Source organism: Streptomyces odontomachicola, assembly GCF_039605595.1.
GTDB lineage: Bacteria > Actinomycetota > Actinomycetes > Streptomycetales > Streptomycetaceae > Streptomyces.
Map to the genome: position 1 here is coordinate 58906 of NZ_JBCFOK010000026.1, position 15657 is coordinate 74562.

Here is a 15657-nt window from a genome sequence, read left to right on the forward strand (position 1 = left end):
GTCGATATCCTCGTTCGGTCTCGTCCGGGCTTACTTGGCGGCCAGCTCGGCGGCGCGGTCGGCCGCGCCGTCCATGGTGTCCACCTGCTGCACCAGCGGGTGGGCCGCGTCGGTCAGGATCTTGCGACCCAGCTCGGCGTTGTTGCCGTCGAGGCGCACGACCAGCGGCTTGTTGACGTCCTCGCCCTTGGACTTGAGGAGCTCCAGCGCCTGGACGATGCCGTTCGCGACGGCGTCGCAGGCGGTGATGCCGCCGAAGACGTTGACGAACACGGACTTCACGTCCGGGTCGCCGAGGATGATCTCCAGGCCGTTGGCCATGACCTCGGCCGAGGCGCCGCCGCCGATGTCCAGGAAGTTGGCGGGCTTCACGTTGCTGTGCGCCTCACCGGCGTACGCGACGACGTCGAGGGTCGACATGACCAGGCCCGCGCCGTTGCCGATGATGCCGACCTGGCCGTCATCGAGCTTCACGTAGTTGAGGCCCTTGGCCTTGGCAGCCGCCTCGAGCGGGTTGGCGGCGGCCTTGTCCTCGAGCGCCTCGTGGTCGGGCTGCCGGAAGTCGGCGTTGGCGTCCAGCGACACCTTGCCGTCCAGCGCGATGACCTTGCCCTCGGCGGTCTTGACCAGCGGGTTGACCTCGACCAGCACGGCGTCTTCCTTGACGAAGACGTCCCAGAGCTTGACCAGCACGTTGGCGACCTGGTCGACCAGCTCGGCCGGGAACTTCGCGGCCTCGGCGATCTCGCGGGCCTTGGCCTCGGTCACGCCCTCGATGGCGTCCACCGGGATCTTGGCGAGGGCGTCGGGGTTGTTGGCCGCGACCTCCTCGATCTCCACGCCGCCCTCGACGGAGGCCATGGCGAGGAAGGTGCGGTTGGTGCGGTCCAGCAGGAACGAGACGTAGTACTCGTCCACGATGTCCGCGGTCTGGGCCAGCATCACCTTGTGGACCGTGTGGCCCTTGATGTCCATGCCCAGAATGGCGTCGGCCTTCTCGACGGCCTCGGCGGGGTCGGAGGCCAGCTTCACGCCGCCGGCCTTGCCGCGGCCGCCGGTCTTCACCTGCGCCTTGACGACCGCGCGACCGCCGAGTCGCTCGGTCACCTCGCGCGCCGCCTCGGGCGTCTCGATGACTTCACCGGCCAGCACCGGTACGTCATGCTTGGCGAAGATGTCCCTCGCCTGGTACTCGAACAGGTCCACGCGCGTCCGTCCCCTTTTTCAAATGGATTAGCGGTCGTTGTCAGCGTGGGCGTGCCGCGTGGCCGCGGCGTCCCCGGTGGCGCGCGGCATGTCCGCCTTGCAGGTTAGCTCTGCGCGTCAGTGCTTGATAAATCGCAGATCACACCTGCGCGGTGACAACGGTCACAGATCGCCGCGCGCTCTTCCCGCTCCTTCCCCGCGACCCCCTCCGCATTCCCCGTGCGGACCGGCCCCGGATTCCGCACCGACCGCCGCGCCTCGCCTCGTACGGCCGGACAGCGTACGCCGCCGAAGCCCAGGTCAAGTCCCGTACGAAATCCGCGAATTGGCGACCGGAGGGGCCCTGGAACTCCGCACCGGAAAAGGGCGGGAACGGAAGCGGGAACGGAAAAGGGGCACGCCCGTGGTGCCGCCGCACCACGCACGTACCCCTACGGTCCGCTGTCGCCCCGGGACCAGGTGTGATCTGGATCCGTGATCGGGACCTGCGTTCCGGATCCGCGGCCTAGACCCTGGGCATCGGGATCACCTTCGAGTCCGGCGGAATCGGGCCCACGCCGGGGATTCCCGGAAGGGAGAGGGGCACGATGCCGATGCTCGGCACGCCGGGCACCACCTTCGGCACCCCGATGGACGGCGGCTCACCGGCGGTGGCCGCCGAGGCGCCCGGGGCGCCCAGCGCCAGCAGCCCGCCGGCGACGGCCGCGACGGCCAGTCCGCGACGAATGCTCTTCCGCATAGCTGTCTCGATTCCGTAGGAGTCGTTCGGTCTCCGGCCCCTGCCGGTCCGTTGGCACACCAGACCGGCGGGCCGGGAAGAGGCGGGGCGACTCACCCCCACAGAGAGCCGCCCCGCCGGTCAGCGGGTGAGGGCCGTTGCCCTCAGACCGCCGGGACGGCCGGCAGGGAGCCGGCGCCCGGCAGGTTCGAAAGGCCCGGCAGCGCCGGGATGTTGGCCGGGTCGGTCAGCGCGGCCGAACCGGGCAGGACGGCCGCCTTCTGGGTGCCCGCCGCCGCGTCGGTCGCCAGCTTCTGCGCGTCGCCCGCGACGCCGGTGCCCAGCTCGGTGGCGAAGGGCTGGGTCTGCGCCGCGACGCCCTGGCCGTACGCGGTCGCCTCGCCGGTCGCGCCCTTGCCGAGGTCGGAGGCGTTCTGGGCGACGCCCTGGCCGAAGTTGCCGGTCTGCGCCGCGAGGGTGCGGGTGAAGGGCAGGGTGCGCGCGGTCGCGCCGTCGGCGGTGGTCGCGGTGTCGGCCACGGCGCCCTCGGCGACCGGGGAGACCTTGCCGACGGTGGTGTTCAGGGCCGGGGGCAGCGCGGCGCCGCTCGCCTTGTCGAGCACGGGCTGCGCGGCGGCCAGGGGCGCCTGGGTCTGCGCGAGCACCTGCTGCGCGGCACCGTCCTGGACGACGCCGGTCAGGCTCTGCGCGGCGTCGGCGGCGTCAGCGACCTTGCCGACGGGGAGCTGGTCGGTGGGGAGCTGGTCGGTGGCCGGGAGCTTGTCGGTGGGCAGGTTGCCGGTGGGGAGCTGGTCGGCGGCCGGCAGCTTGTCGGTCGGGAGCTGGTCGGCGGCCGGCAGCTTGTCGGTCGGGAGCTGGTCGGCGCCCGGCAGCTTGTCGGTCGGGAGCTGGCCGGTGCTCGGCAGCTTGCCGGTGGGCAGCTCGCCCGTGGGCAGCTTGTCGGCGGGGAGCTGGGCGCCGGCCGGGAGCTGGCCGGTGGGCAGGGCGCCGGTCGGGAGCTGGGCGGGCAGCGGGAGCGCGGGCAGCGTGTGCACGTCGCCCGGCAGACCCGGCAGCGCGGGCAGGCCCGGCAGCTGGGCCTGGCCGGCCGCGTCGTCGGCAGCGCCGCGGACCCGGTCGCCCGCGCCCTGCGCCTTGCCGGCGACCTTCTCGGCCTTGCCCTTGAGGAGCTGCTTCACCTCGCCGAACTTGCCCGCCTTCGCCAGCTCGCGCGCCTCGTCCAGCTTGCCGAGCCGCTGGAGCTTCTTGATCTGGCCCTTGTTGAGCTTGCCCTTGAGCGCGCCCAGGTCGGCGGTCTTGCCGGTCACGTCGCCGGCCTTCGGCAGACCCTGCGTCGCGCCCTGAACCTTGCCGGTCACGGGGTTGTCCTGCACCTTGCCGGTCACGTCGCCGGCGCTCGGGGCCTCGGGCGCGACGGGCAGCTTGCCGGTGACCTCCTTCGCGGGGGTCTCGTCGACCTTGTCCCGTACGCCGTCGGCCGTCTTGCCCACGGTGTCGGTGGCACCGTCGACCGCGCCGGTCACGGCGCCGGTGTCGGGCGAGACGGGCAGGTCGGCGGCGGAGGCGCTGGCGGCGCCCAGGGCCCAGATACCGGAGGCGGCGGCTGCGACGGCTACGGAACGGCGGATGCTCTTGCGCATGATGGGGGAACGTCCTTCGAATTCAGGGAAACTCAGGGTTTTGTGCGTTGGGCAGACCTGTCCACCCCCGCGTGGCAGGTAGATCTCCTCTGCTCGCCCCGCCGCCTGCGGGCGGTGGGCGGTGGGCGGGTGGAAGGTCTGCCCTAGCCGGGGAATTCGAGGATGTCGCCCGCTCGTTCGCGGGTCGGGCCGTCCTGCGCGGAGTGCACCGCGCCGGGCAGCAGCGTGCCGAACCGCTCCATGTCCGAGACATAGGCGGCCAGTTGGTCGGGCCCCCCGCGCGAACCGCTGCCGTCACCGGCGTGAGCGGACGCGGTGGAACCCGCCGGAGCCGACGGCAGCGGCTTGTGCGGGAACCCGGGTCCGTGCCCCTTGCCCGCGCCGTCGCCGAGAGCGTCGTAGCCCGCCGTCGCGTGCTGGGTCGCCGCGCCGTCGGGGAGGGTGCCGTGCAGGTCGTCGCACGAAACGGGCCGCTGCCCCTCCGTGCCGTCCTGCCGGGCGGCCTCGTCCGCGCTGTCGCCGGACGTGCCGTCCTGGTGTGCCGCGGCGCGGTCGGCGCCGTGCCCTGTGCCGTGCCGGTCGCCGGGAAGCCCCGGTGCCGGCCGGCCGGTGAACTCACCGAGCCCGGTGCTCCCCGCGAGGTCCCGCACCGTGTCACCCACGGCGCGTGCGCTCCCCTGGGTCTGCTCGGCGCCGTCCCGTACGGGGCGCGTCACCTCGGTGGTGAGCTCGCCCGTCGCCTCGCGGGCCTGCTTGCGCTGGTCCTCGAGCCGGGTACGGGTCTCGGCCGCCGAACGCTCCGCGCTCTCCGCCTCCGAGGACGCCGCGTCCGAGGACGACGCCGCCTCCGAACTCCCGCTCTCCAGCGCGCCCTTGGAACGCTCGGACTGCTCCCGTACGCCGTTGCGCACATCGGCGGTCCGCGCGTCCTGGCCGCGCAGGTCACGTACGTCCTTGCTCCGGACGCCCTCGCTCTTGAGGTCCGTGCCGCCGGACTCGAGAGCGGAGGCGGACGCCGCGCCGCTCCGGTCCGTGAGGCTCGGAGCGGAGGAGGCGTGCGCGCTGCCGGAGAAGAAGAAGGCGAGCGCGAACAGCCCGCCCAGGAGGGCCGCCGTCAGCAGGGCGCGCCTGCCGGCTGCCGGGCGCGGCATGCGCACGGCTGCGGGCACAGCGTTCTCTGCGAACAAGGGAGAGCCTTCCCGGGGTGGGTGTCGGAAGGTGGCGGGGAAGCGGGCCGCGCGGCTGCGCGAGGCGCGGGGAAGCGCCCTGAGCCCTGCGTTCCGGGCAACGGAGAGATCCTTGCATGGCTCCCTGGCCCGCACGCAACTCCCGTCACAAACTGTTCACTTCTTCATACGTTTCGCCTTCTCTCCCTCTCACGCCTCCGGCACGGGCAGCTCGCGCTTTTCCAGCGCCGCCGCCATGACCTCGGGAAACAGGTCCGGCGTGCAGGCGAACGCGGGCGCCCCCAACGCCGCGAGCGCGCCCGCGTGCTCCCTGTCATAGGCAGGCGCCCCCTCGTCGGACAGCGCGAGCAGGGTCACGAACTGAACCCCCGCCGCCTTCATCGCCGCCACCCGCTTCAACATCTCCTCGCGTATGCCTCCCTCATAGAGGTCGCTGATGAGCACGACGACGGTCTCGGCGGGGCGGCTGATCTTCGACTGGCAGTACGCGAGGGCCCTGTTGATGTCGGTGCCGCCGCCGAGCCTGGTGCCGAACAGGACGTCCACCGGGTCGTCCAGCTCGTCGGTCAGGTCGACGACATTGGTGTCGAAGACGACCAGCCGGGTGTCGAGCGCGCGCATGGAGGCGAGCACCGCGCCGAACACCGACGCGTACACCACCGAGGAGGCCATCGACCCCGACTGGTCTATGCAGAGCACCACGTCCTTCTTCACCGCGCGGGAGGCGCGCGCGTAGCCGACGAGCCGCTCGGGGACGACGGTGCCGTGCTCGGGCAGGTAGTTCTTGAGGTTGGCGCGGATGGTGCGGTCCCAGTCGATGTCCCGGTGGCGCGGGCGGCCGACCCGCGCGGAACGGTCCAGCGCACCGGTCAGCGCGGACCGCGTACGGGCGGCGAACCTGCGCTCCAGGTCCTCCACCACCTTGCGCACCACCGCGCGCGCCGTCTCCCTGCTGGACTCGGGCAGGGCGCGGTTGAGCGAGAGCAGGGTGCCCACGAGGTGGACGTCCGCCTCGACCGCCTCCAGCATCTCCGGCTCGGTCAACAGGGCCGTGATCCCCAGCCGTTCGATGGCGTCCCGCTGCATCACCCGCACCACGGAACTCGGGAAATACCGCCGTACGTCCCCGAGCCACCGCGCCACCTGCGGCGCCGAACCGCCCAGCCCCGCGCCCTTCGCCCCGCTCGCCCCGTCCGTTCCCCCGGGCCGCCCGGCCTGGCCGCCCGAACCGTAGAGCGCCGCCAGGGTCCGGTCCATCGCGGCATCGGCCCCCTCCAGCGACCGCCCCGTACCGTCGCCGCCGTCCGCGTCCCCGAGCACCAGCCGCCAGCGGCGCAGCCGTTCGTCGCCGGCGGCGGACGCGTCCCCGGTGGCGGTGGTGCCTCCGGCCTCACCGCGTGGTGCCATGCGCCTCTTCCCTTCCGTGTGCGGCCTGCTCCCCTGTTTCCGCCGCTTCCGCTGCTTCCGCTGCTTCCGCGTACGCCCTCCCCGTCGTCCTCTCCTGCTCGTCGCCCTCTCCACCGTGTCCCCGGCCGCGGCCCAGCAGCAGGCGCAGCACCGGCAGGACGGCCTCCGCCCGCTCCTCGTCCCAGCCCTCGCCGAAGCCGGGTGCGGGCGGTGCCGCGCTCCCGGGGGCCGCGCCGTCCGCGCCTCCCCCTACGCCCTCGCCACCCGTGCCGCGCCGCACCAGCTCCCCCAGCGTCCGGCGCACCCCCGGCTCGTACTCCGCGAACGTCCGCCGCAGCAACGGGAGTACGTCGGTGAACGCCTCCTCCGTCACCCCGGTGAGCCAGCGGTCCACCAGGGCGAGCAGCCTCTCGTCGTGCACCAGCAGCATTCCGCCGCCCGCGAGGAAGCCCTCGATCCACGCGGCGGCCTCGGCGGGACCGGTGCCGGGCGACAGCGCGAGCCCCATCAGCCACGCCGCCTCGCCCTCCCCCAACGCGCCCTCGTCCAGCAGCAGTCGGGCGCAGCGGCCGCGTATCAGCCCCGGTATCCGGTCGCGGGCCGCCAGGGTGTGCACGGTGCCGCGCCAGCGCTCGGAGAGGCCGGTGTCCCGCAGCAGGGCCACCGCGCGGTGCGCCGCGTCGAGGTGGCCGCGCATCTGCCGGGCGCCGTCCGCGTCCAGCCCCGAACAGGCCGGCGGCAGCCCGACCCTGACCCGCTCCGCGAGGCCCTGCGCGACCTCGGTGAGCGCCGCCGCGTCGGTGCCCCGCACATCCCCGTACCGCACCGAGCGCACCAACGCGGGCAGCGCCTGCGCGAGATGGCCGACGTCGGTGTCCAGCGCGGCCCGGTCGGTGAGCGCGCGCATCACCACGGGCAGGGCGTCGGGGAGCCCGGCCAGCAGACACCGCTCGGCGAGCGCGGTGACCTCCGCCAGCGGACCCGTCTCGATCGCCCGGCTCTGCGCGGCCGCGGTGGCCGCGGCGTACACCGTGGTGCCCCATATGCCCGCCTCGGCCACCCGCACCGAGAGCTCGGGCTCCCAGCGCAGCCGCCAGCTCTCCCGGAAGGTGCCGGTGCTGCCGGTGCGCGGGGCCGCCGGCTCTCCCCAGCCGATGCCGAGCAGCCGCAGCCGGTGCAGGAGGCGGCTGCGCGCGGCGTCGGTCTCCTTGCGCAGGTCGAGCTCCAACTCCCGCACCTGCGCCTCCGGTCTGAGCCGCAGACTCCGCTGCTGCCGGGACAGGTCGCGCTGGAGCGGAACGGCCGGCGCCCCCTCCGGAACCTCGCCGAGCACCTCCCCCACGGTGAGCCTGTCGTGCACCAGGGCCAGCGGAACGTCCGAGCCCTCGCACATCACCGCCCGTATCGCGTCGGTGGTCTCGGTCAGCCCGGCCAGCGGGCGGCCCCGCATGGCGGCGAGGGTGTCCGCGAGCCGCACCGCCTCGATCACGTGCGCCGCGGAGACGCCGTAGTCCTCCTCTCTGAGCAGCCCGGCGGCCTTGGTCATCCAGCGCTCCAGCGGGCGGTCCGGCGCCGAGAACAGATGCGCGTACCAGCCGGGCGAATCGATGCCCGCGCCGTAGCCGCTGCGTCTGCCCAGCCGCCGGTGCGTCCAGGGCACCCAGGTCAGCTCGGCCTTGACCTTCGGCAACCCCTTGAGCAGCGAACGGTCGGCGGTCACCGTCGACTTGGCGCTCAGCGCCGGTACGTGCCAGGCGCCGCACACCACGGCGACGGAACCCGCGCCGTATGCGCGCACCGCATCCCGGAGCCTGAGCCGCATATGGGCCTCGCGCACCGGGTCCCTGCGGTGCCCGCCGTCGCCGTGCAGCTCGCGGAGGGCGGCCATGGCTTCGCCGAGTGCTTGGAAGGGGGCGTACGGGTCGGGGTGGGTGGTGGGGCCTTCGTAAGTGTCCGACGCCGGGTCGGGGCCCGGGTGCGGGGCTGATTCCGGATTCGGTGCCAGTTCCGGATGCGGGGCCGGGCCGCGGTGTTCGACCACGTCGTCCCACCAGCGCTCGGGGTCGTCGTAGCCCGCGGTCTCCGCCAGGACCGCCAAGGGGTCTATGCGTACGGGGTCTTCGTGCTGGTCCTGGGCCTCCTCTGTGTCCGTGTCGTGCGCCTTGTCGTCGCCGCTCTCCCCTGTGTGCTGCTCCGCTTCCTCCTCCGGATCCCGCATGGCCAGGGCGTGGGCCGCCGGGAGGTCGATGAAGCGGACCGGGACGTCGCGCTCCAGGGCCCAGCGGATGGCCACCCACTCCGGGGAGAACTCCGCGAGCGGCCAGAACGCCGCCCTGCCCGGCTCGTCCCGCGCATGCGCGAGCAGGGCGACCGGTGGCCGCATCCCCTCCTCGCCCGCGAGCGAGACGATGCCGTCCGCCTCCGGCGGTCCCTCGACGAGCAGCACCTCGGGCGCGTACTCGGCCAGCACCGCCCGTACGGCGCGGGCCGAACCGGGGCCGTGATGCCGCACCCCCAGCAGCAGCGGGCCCTCGGGCGGGGCGCCGTCAGCCGGGGCACCGTCCGGGTGCCGTCCCGGCGCTCGCGGCCGCGCGCCGGGGCTCATCAGGACACCTCCCTGCAGGCGCGATAGAAGTCCTTCCATCCGTCGCGCTCGCGGACCACGGCCTCCAGATACTCCTGCCAGACGGTGCGGTCCGACGCCGGATCGCGCACCACCGCGCCGAGGATCCCGGAGGCCATGTCGCCGGGGCGCAGCACGCCGTCGCCGAAGTGCGCCGCCAGCGCCAGCCCGCCGGTGACCACGGAGATCGCCTCGGCCGTCGAGAGCGTCCCGGAGGGCGACTTGACCTTCGTACGCCCGTCGGCCGTGACCCCGTCCCGCAGCTCCCGGAAGACCGTGACCACCCGGCGGATCTCCGCGGCCCCGTCGGGAACCGGCGGCAGCCCGAGCGAACGCCCTATCTGGCCGACCCGGCGGGACACGATGTCCACCTCGGCCTCGGCGGTCTCCGGCAGCGGCAGCACCACGGTGTTGAAGCGGCGGCGCAGGGCGCTGGACAGCTCGTTCACCCCGCGGTCGCGGTCGTTGGCCGTGGCGATCAGGTTGAAACCGCGCACCGCCTGCACCTCTTCGCCCAACTCCGGCACCGGCAGGGTCTTTTCGGAGAGGACCGTGATCAACGTGTCCTGCACGTCGGCCGGGATGCGGGTGAGCTCCTCGACGCGGGCGGTCAGGCCCTGCTGCATCGCGCGCATCACGGGGCTGGGGACCAGGGCTCTCCTGCTGGGGCCCTCGGCGAGCAGCCGCGCGTAGTTCCACCCATAGCGGATGGCCTCCTCGGCCGTGCCCGCCGTGCCCTGCACCAGGAGCGTGGAGTCCCTGCTGACGGCGGCGGCCAGATGTTCGGAAACCCAGGTCTTCGCGGTGCCGGGGACACCGAGCAGCAGCAGGGCGCGGTCGGTGGCCAGGGTGCTGACGGCGACCTCGACGATGCGGCGCGGGCCCACGTACTTCGGCGTGATCACCGTGCCGTCCGGCAGCTCGCCGCCGAGCAGATACGTCGCGACCGCCCACGGGGAGAGCCGCCAGCGCTCGGGGCGCGGGCGGTCGTCGGCCGCGGCCAGCGCGGCCAGCTCGTCGGCGAAGGCGTTCTCCGCGTGCGGCCGCAGCGCCTCCGCCCCAGACCGCGTCCCTGCCTCTGACTCCGCCCCTGCCTCTGTCTCTGTCCCCGTCTGCCTCTGCGTCGCGGCCTGCTCCCCCGCCGGCGACACGGCATGCATATCGGTCACGAAATCCCCCTCCGCGATGAGCGGTTCGACGTACAGCCAACGATGCACCCCGGCACTGACAATCGGGTCCGCGGCGGCTCCCGGCCAGTCGACCTCCAGCGCCCGAATGTGCTCTGACCTGCACCAACTCCCGTACGTGCGGCGGCTGTCCGGCCATTGTCAGTGGCGGCTTCTACCGTCGTAGACATGATTGGACAGGGGGTCCGCTGGACGGCGGAACAGGTGCTGGCGCTCGCGCCCGACGACGCCTCCCGGCGCGCGGGAAGCAGGCTGTCGCGGCCCGGCCCGTGGAGGGAGGCGGGCGCGGGGGAGAGCGCCGTGTGGGGGCTGTGCGAGGGCAGCGGCAGTACGCCGTACAGGACGGCCGTCGACCTGCGAGGAGGCGGCGCGGGCTCCGGCGCACCGGGTTACCGGTGCAGTTGCCCCAGCCGGAAATTTCCGTGCAAACACGCACTCGGCCTGCTGCTGCTCTGGGCGGGAGAGCGGCAGGCGGACCGGCAGCAGTCGCAGCAGCCGGGTCCGACGGTGCGGGACGAGGCGGAGCCGCCGGAGTGGGTGCTCCAGTGGCTCGCCGGCCGCCGCGAGCGCGCCGATCGCGCCGCGGCGAGCGCGGCAAGCGAAGCCGAGGACGAGGAGGGGACACCACGAACGGGAGCCCGGCACGACACGGGGGATCAGGAATCGGGCCGGCGGGAGACGGACCGACGAGGCCCAGGTCAACAGGACGCGGCTCAACAGGACACCGACCAGCAGGACATGAGCCGTCGAGGCACGGACCCCGCGCGGCGGCGGGCCGCGCGCCGGGCGCACCGCATGGCCGCGGGCGCCTCGGAGCTGGAGGAGCGGCTGGCCGACCTGCTGCGGCACGGCCTGGCCGGCGCGGACCAGGCGGGGTACGCCGCGTGGGACGAGATGGCGGCGCGGATGGTGGACGCCCAGGCGCCCGGAATCGCCGCGCGCATACGGGAGTTGGGCGCGACGGCGTCCTCGGGGAGCGGCTGGCCGGAGCGGCTGCTGTCCGAGTGCGCCCTGCTGCACCTCCTCGACCAGGGGTTTCTGGCCCTGGAGGGAGACGCCCTGCGGGAGGAAGCTCAGGAGAACGAAGAGGAAGAGAGGGGCGCGGGGAGGGAGCGGCCGCCGCTGCCGGAGCCGCTCGCCGCCACCGTCCGCGCGCGGGTGGGCCTGACCGTGGACACGGCGGAGCTGCTGGCCGACGACCGGGCGCGCATACGCGACCACTGGCTGGTGCTGGCCCAGCGGGACGGCGAGGAGGGCCGGCTCACGGTGCGCCGCATATGGCTGCGGGGACGGTCCACGGGCAGGACCGCGCTGCTGCTCTCCTTCGGCGCCGCGGGCCGGGCTCCCGAAACGGCCCTGCCCGTCGGCTCGTTGGTGGACGCCTCGCTGGCCTTCTATCCGGGTTCCGCTCCGCTGCGCGCCGCGCTCGGCGAGCAGTACGGCGTCCCGGAAGCCGCCCCTGCCAGTTCTCCGCCGCCCGGGGTGACGCCCCGCGAGGCGCTGGAGTCCTACGGCGCCGAGCTCGGCCTGGACCCCTGGCTGGAGGGGACGCCCGTGGTGCTGCGGGACGTGGTCCCCGTGCCCGGCGCGGGCGCGGGTTCAGCGGCGAAGTGGCAGGTGGCATGGGTGCCGGCGCAGGGCGGCGAGGGCGATGCGGCGGAGGCGCTGCCGATAGCGCGGGGGACTCCGGAGAGCGCGCTGTGGAAGCTGACGGCGATCTCGGGCGGCGGCCCGCTCACCGTGTTCGGGGAGTGCGGTCACCGGGGCTTCGCCCCGTACACGGCCTGGGACGAGGGGAGGGCGGTTCCGCTCTGAGCGGTGTGACCGAACCGGTACGTACGACTGGATGCCGGACCATCTGGAGGGGGCACAATGAGCGGCACGGCATTCGTGAATGGCGCACTCGTGAACAGCGCATTCATGAACAGCGGGGGGACCAGCGGGGGATCCATGGGCGGCACGGCGCCGGCCGATGGCCGGGAGCGCGCGTACTGGGGCGAGTTGGTGACCGCGGCACTTCTGGGTGCCGAGCGGCGCACTCCGCCGGGGGGAAGCATCACGGCACTGCTGGACGAGGCTGCCGTACAGACCGTGCAGCGCCGCGCGGCGCTGCGGCCCGCATCCGCGCAGCCGCGGGATTTTCCGGAGGCGGCCCCGGACGACCCGCGCGCCCCACTACCCGAGGCGGCGGCGCGCAGGCTGGCGCTGCTGCTGGCGGACCGCGGCGCCGGGAGCGGCACGGGCAGCACGGGCGGACGCCGCAGCACCAGGCCCGACCTCGCGGAACTGCTGCCGCAATGGCTGTCGGCAGCCTGCGCGCGGGGCTACCGGCCTCCCGCCGCACAGCTTCCGGCGCTGCTGGACGCGGCGCGTGCGCGCACCGATCTGCGGCCCGGCACGCTGGAGTTCGCGGGTCCGCGCGGCCTGTGGCTGGCCCGGCTCAACCCGGACTGGAAGTTCGCGCTGCGCAGTGCGGCCCGGCAGCACGCGGTGGCGACGACCGCCACCAAACCTGACGACGAGCAGGGCACCGGCGCGGAGGCGGCCCCGGCAGGCGCCGTCTCCGGCGCCGTCTCCAGCGCGGCGGGGCAGCTGTGGGAGGAAGGCCTGTTCGCCGAGCGGGTCTCCGTACTGACCGCGCTGCGCCGCCACGATCCGGCCGCCGGCCGCGCGCTGCTGGTCTCCACCTGGGCCACTGAACGGGCCGAGGACAGGCTGATGTTCCTGGACACACTGCGCGAGGGGCTGGGCCCCGAGGACGAGCCCTTCCTGGAGGGCGCGCTCGCCGACCGCAGCTGCACCGTGCGCTCCACCGCGGCCGAGCTGCTCTCGGGGCTGCCGGACTCCGCGCTCGCCGCCCGCATGGCCGCCCGCTCCCGCGCGTGCGTGACCCTCGACGCAGCGGGCGCCGGCGGCGTCACGCCCGACGGCTCCCTGCCCGAGGACGCCGCGCCCATCCGCTCCCTGCCCGAGGACACCGTGTCCGAGGGCACCGCACCCAACGGCTCCCTGCCCGCCGACGCCGTGCCCGACGGCTCCGCGGGCGACCCGTGCATAGCGGTCGCGGCACCCGCCTCCTGCGACGCGGCCATGCAGCGCGACGGTGTGGTGCCCAAGCCGCCGTCGGGCCGGGGCGAACGCGCCTGGTGGCTGGGCCAGTTGGTGGAGGCCACCCCGCTGTCCGTCTGGAAGGAGCAGTTCGGCGGTCGCGGCGCGGCCGAGGTCGTCGCGCTGCCGGTGCGGGACGGCTGGCAGCGCGAGCTGCACGCCGCCTGGTGCCGTGCCGCCGTGCGGCAGCGGGACGCGGAGTGGGCGCGCGCCCTGATCGGCCCGCCCACCGACCCGCTGACCGAGGGCCCGGGCGACCCGGCGAAGCTGCTCACGGTGCTGCCCGAGGGTGAACGCGCCGCGTGGGCCGCACGGTTCATCGCGGCGCACGGGCTCTCCGAGGCGTTCCGGATACTCGGCGTGTGCGCGGTGCCATGGGCCGGTGAGCTGGGCAGGTCCGTCATCGACGCGCTGGAGATCGCCCGGGACGCGGGCAGCTATCCGTGGAGCTTCAGCGGGGTGATGGGCCTGGCGGAGCGCTGTCTCGACCCGGCCGACGCCGAACGGCTCACGCCGCTGGCCGCGATACCGGACGAGCCGGAGGGCGGCTCACCGGGAGCGGGCGCCTACTGGGCCGAGGCCTTCCAGCGCCTGGTCGGCACGCTGCGGCTGCGCGCCACGATGCTCGCCGAGCTCGACGGCCCGGCGGAGATCACCGAAGGGCCGCCCGGTCCTGAGGGGCCGGGCGGCCAGGAGAGGCCGGATGCACATGGCTGACCACACGACTGACGCGGAGCGGTCAGGCCGCCAGCTCACCCACGTTGGCGCGGATCCACTCCACGACCTCGTTGGTCGTGGCGCCGGGGGTGAAGATCTCGGCGACGCCCTGGTCCTTCAGCGGCACGATGTCGTCGTCCGGGATGATGCCGCCGCCGAACACCTTGATGTCCGCCGCGTCCCGCTCCTTCAGCAGCTCCAGCACCTTCGCGAAGAGGGTGTTGTGGGCGCCCGAGAGGATCGAGAGGCCGATCGCGTCCGCGTCCTCCTGGATCGCGGTGTCCACGATCTGCTCGGGAGTCTGGTGCAGCCCGGTGTAGATGACCTCCATACCGGCGTCCCGCAGCGCCCGCGCGATGACCTTGGCTCCACGGTCGTGGCCGTCGAGCCCCGGCTTCGCGACCACTACACGGATCGGACCCGACACACCCATCACTGCCTCCATCTGCCCGTCGCCGTCCCTGCGTCAGTGAACGCACGTTATCCCCAGCATCCCGCAGCAAGCCGTTTCGCGCTCAGAAGGGAGGGGGAAATCACACGTGGGACAACACGTACGCCACGCGTCGTACGCACCAGCCGCGTCGGCGTGTCAGGGGAGCCGCAGGAGCCGCAGCGACGTTCCCGCACCACCACCGGCCGGCCGTGAGCCGCACGGCACGGGGGTAAGGGCCGGACCGTCCTCTTCGCGCACCGCGCCGTCCTCTCGTGTGCCTTCCGGGAGGTGGTCGAACTTGCGCGCACTGCCCGCGCTCCCCACGGCGCCCTTTCTCCGCGCCACTGCCATGGAACTCCTCGTACTGACAGGACACCTGCTGCTGTATCCCACAGGTGTGCGCGCGGAGCGTCCCGCTCCGCACCTGGCGGCCGACCCCGGCATGGAGGCCGAGGACGCGCCGCCGCTCCTCCCCACGGAGGGGCGGGCGCACCCGCCGGTGCTGCTGCTGCACGGCTTCATCGACAACCGCTCGGTGTTCGTGCTGCTCCGCCGCGCCCTGCTGCGCGGCGGCTGGCGGCACGTCTACGCCCTCAACCACTCCCTGCTGACCACCGACGTCCGCACGGCGGCCGAGCAACTCGCCGTTCAGGTCGAGGAGATCTGCGCACAGACCGGGCACAGCACCGTCGACATCGTCGGGCACAGCCTGGGCGGCCTGACCGGGCGCTATTACGTACAGCGGCTCGGCGGCGAGGAGCGGGTGCGCACGCTCGTCACGCTCGGCACCCCGCACTCCGGGACCCGCGCCGCTCCCCCGCTCTCGCCGCATCCGCTGCTGCGGCAGATCCGTCCCGGCTCCGCGCTGCTCGAGGAGCTCGCGCGGCCCGAACCGAACGGCTGCGAGACGCGGTTCGTCAGCGTCTGGAGTGATCTGGACGTCTTCATGGTTCCGCAGGAGACGGCCCGGCTCGACCATCCCGATCTTCGTGTACGGAATATCCGCGCGCACGGAGTGGGGCATCTGTCGCTTCCGGTGGACTGCGCCGTTTCCGCCCGGATACGCCGGGAGTTGAACGGCGAAGCCCTGGAGGAAACGGGCGAGGAAACCGTCGAAGCCGCCGAAGCGGACGAGATATGGGAAGGGGCCGACGCGGCCGAGGTGACCTCGATGAATGCCGCCGGAGGAGGCGCCGGGGTGGCCTGAGCGCCCCGGTCAACGGCCCTTTCGCGGCCCCGCCGAACCGGCCCCCGCAGGGGCTACACCCCATGTGGGGGCCGGAGTTCGTGCATTTTTCCGGACACCCGTCGAACACGCCTCGAACGACGCACCGACTACCGGTCCGTAGTCCGCCGAAAGGCGGCCGAATGCCCGTTTCCCTGCTGCCCGAAACCTGCCGAAGATTGTCG

At 73.7% G+C, this 15657-nt stretch carries 11 protein-coding genes; 3 read left to right on the forward strand and 8 right to left on the reverse strand.

Annotated features, from left to right (window positions below; translation table 11 throughout):
- Positions 1-30 precede the first annotated feature (30 nt).
- From sucC to ABEE00_RS33460, 7 genes are all read right to left on the reverse strand, one after another.
- Positions 31-1206: an ADP-forming succinate--CoA ligase subunit beta gene (gene sucC, locus ABEE00_RS33430; protein WP_345749544.1), complete on the reverse strand. Its 1176-nt coding sequence runs from the start codon at positions 1204-1206 to the stop codon at positions 31-33.
- A 505-nt stretch (positions 1207-1711) separates the two neighbouring features.
- A complete protein-coding gene (locus tag ABEE00_RS33435; protein ID WP_345749545.1) occupies positions 1712-1945 on the reverse strand; it encodes a hypothetical protein in 234 nt (77 codons plus the stop codon).
- Positions 1946-2088: 143 nt separating this feature from the next.
- A complete protein-coding gene (locus ABEE00_RS33440; RefSeq protein ID WP_345749546.1) occupies positions 2089-3585 on the reverse strand; it encodes a hypothetical protein in 1497 nt (498 codons plus the stop codon).
- A gap of 143 nt (positions 3586-3728) precedes the next feature.
- A complete protein-coding gene (locus ABEE00_RS33445) occupies positions 3729-4772 on the reverse strand; it encodes a hypothetical protein (protein WP_345749547.1) in 1044 nt (347 codons plus the stop codon).
- Between the two features lie 189 nt (positions 4773-4961).
- Complete coding sequence (locus ABEE00_RS33450) at positions 4962-6179, reverse strand: VWA domain-containing protein (protein WP_345749548.1); 1218 nt, start codon at positions 6177-6179, stop codon at positions 4962-4964.
- Positions 6163-8784, reverse strand: a complete 2622-nt coding sequence (locus ABEE00_RS33455; protein ID WP_345749549.1) for a DUF5682 family protein — start codon at positions 8782-8784, stop codon at positions 6163-6165. The genes ABEE00_RS33450 and ABEE00_RS33455 overlap by 17 nt, the downstream gene beginning before the upstream one ends.
- Positions 8784-9962, reverse strand: coding sequence for an ATP-binding protein (locus ABEE00_RS33460; RefSeq protein ID WP_451918731.1), 1179 nt, complete (start codon positions 9960-9962; stop codon positions 8784-8786). The genes ABEE00_RS33455 and ABEE00_RS33460 overlap by 1 nt, the downstream gene beginning before the upstream one ends.
- 195 nt (positions 9963-10157) lie before the next feature.
- Here ABEE00_RS33460 and ABEE00_RS33465 point away from each other — a divergent pair, with 195 nt between their 5' ends.
- Together ABEE00_RS33465 and ABEE00_RS33470 are read left to right on the forward strand one after the other, a co-directional pair.
- Positions 10158-11804, forward strand: a complete 1647-nt coding sequence (locus tag ABEE00_RS33465; protein WP_345749551.1) for an SWIM zinc finger family protein — start codon at positions 10158-10160, stop codon at positions 11802-11804.
- A gap of 135 nt (positions 11805-11939) precedes the next feature.
- Positions 11940-13814, forward strand: a complete 1875-nt coding sequence (locus ABEE00_RS33470; RefSeq protein ID WP_345749570.1) for a DUF5691 domain-containing protein — start codon at positions 11940-11942, stop codon at positions 13812-13814.
- 22 nt (positions 13815-13836) lie between these two features.
- Here the strand turns inward: ABEE00_RS33470 and ABEE00_RS33475 are convergent, their stop codons facing one another.
- Positions 13837-14247, reverse strand: a complete 411-nt coding sequence (locus ABEE00_RS33475; protein WP_345749552.1) for a coenzyme B12-dependent isobutyryl CoA mutase small subunit — start codon at positions 14245-14247, stop codon at positions 13837-13839.
- 298 nt (positions 14248-14545) lie between these two features.
- Between ABEE00_RS33475 and ABEE00_RS33480 the strand changes: the two genes are divergently transcribed.
- A complete protein-coding gene (locus ABEE00_RS33480) occupies positions 14546-15454 on the forward strand; it encodes an esterase/lipase family protein (RefSeq protein ID WP_451918730.1) in 909 nt (302 codons plus the stop codon).
- Positions 15455-15657: the final 203 nt, after the last annotated feature.

Coding starts and splice junctions, on each gene's coding strand:
- ABEE00_RS33465 (WP_345749551.1), top strand. CDS start 10,158: ATGATTGGACAGGGGGTCCGCTGGACGGCGGAACAGGTGCTGGCGCTC.
- ABEE00_RS33435 (WP_345749545.1), bottom strand. CDS start 1,945: ATGCGGAAGAGCATTCGTCGCGGACTGGCCGTCGCGGCCGTCGCCGGC.
- ABEE00_RS33440 (WP_345749546.1), bottom strand. CDS start 3,585: ATGCGCAAGAGCATCCGCCGTTCCGTAGCCGTCGCAGCCGCCGCCTCC.
- ABEE00_RS33450 (WP_345749548.1), bottom strand. CDS start 6,179: ATGGCACCACGCGGTGAGGCCGGAGGCACCACCGCCACCGGGGACGCG.
- ABEE00_RS33475 (WP_345749552.1), bottom strand. CDS start 14,247: ATGGGTGTGTCGGGTCCGATCCGTGTAGTGGTCGCGAAGCCGGGGCTC.
- ABEE00_RS33470 (WP_345749570.1), top strand. CDS start 11,940: ATGGGCGGCACGGCGCCGGCCGATGGCCGGGAGCGCGCGTACTGGGGC.
- ABEE00_RS33455 (WP_345749549.1), bottom strand. CDS start 8,784: ATGAGCCCCGGCGCGCGGCCGCGAGCGCCGGGACGGCACCCGGACGGT.
- ABEE00_RS33460 (WP_451918731.1), bottom strand. CDS start 9,962: ATGCATGCCGTGTCGCCGGCGGGGGAGCAGGCCGCGACGCAGAGGCAG.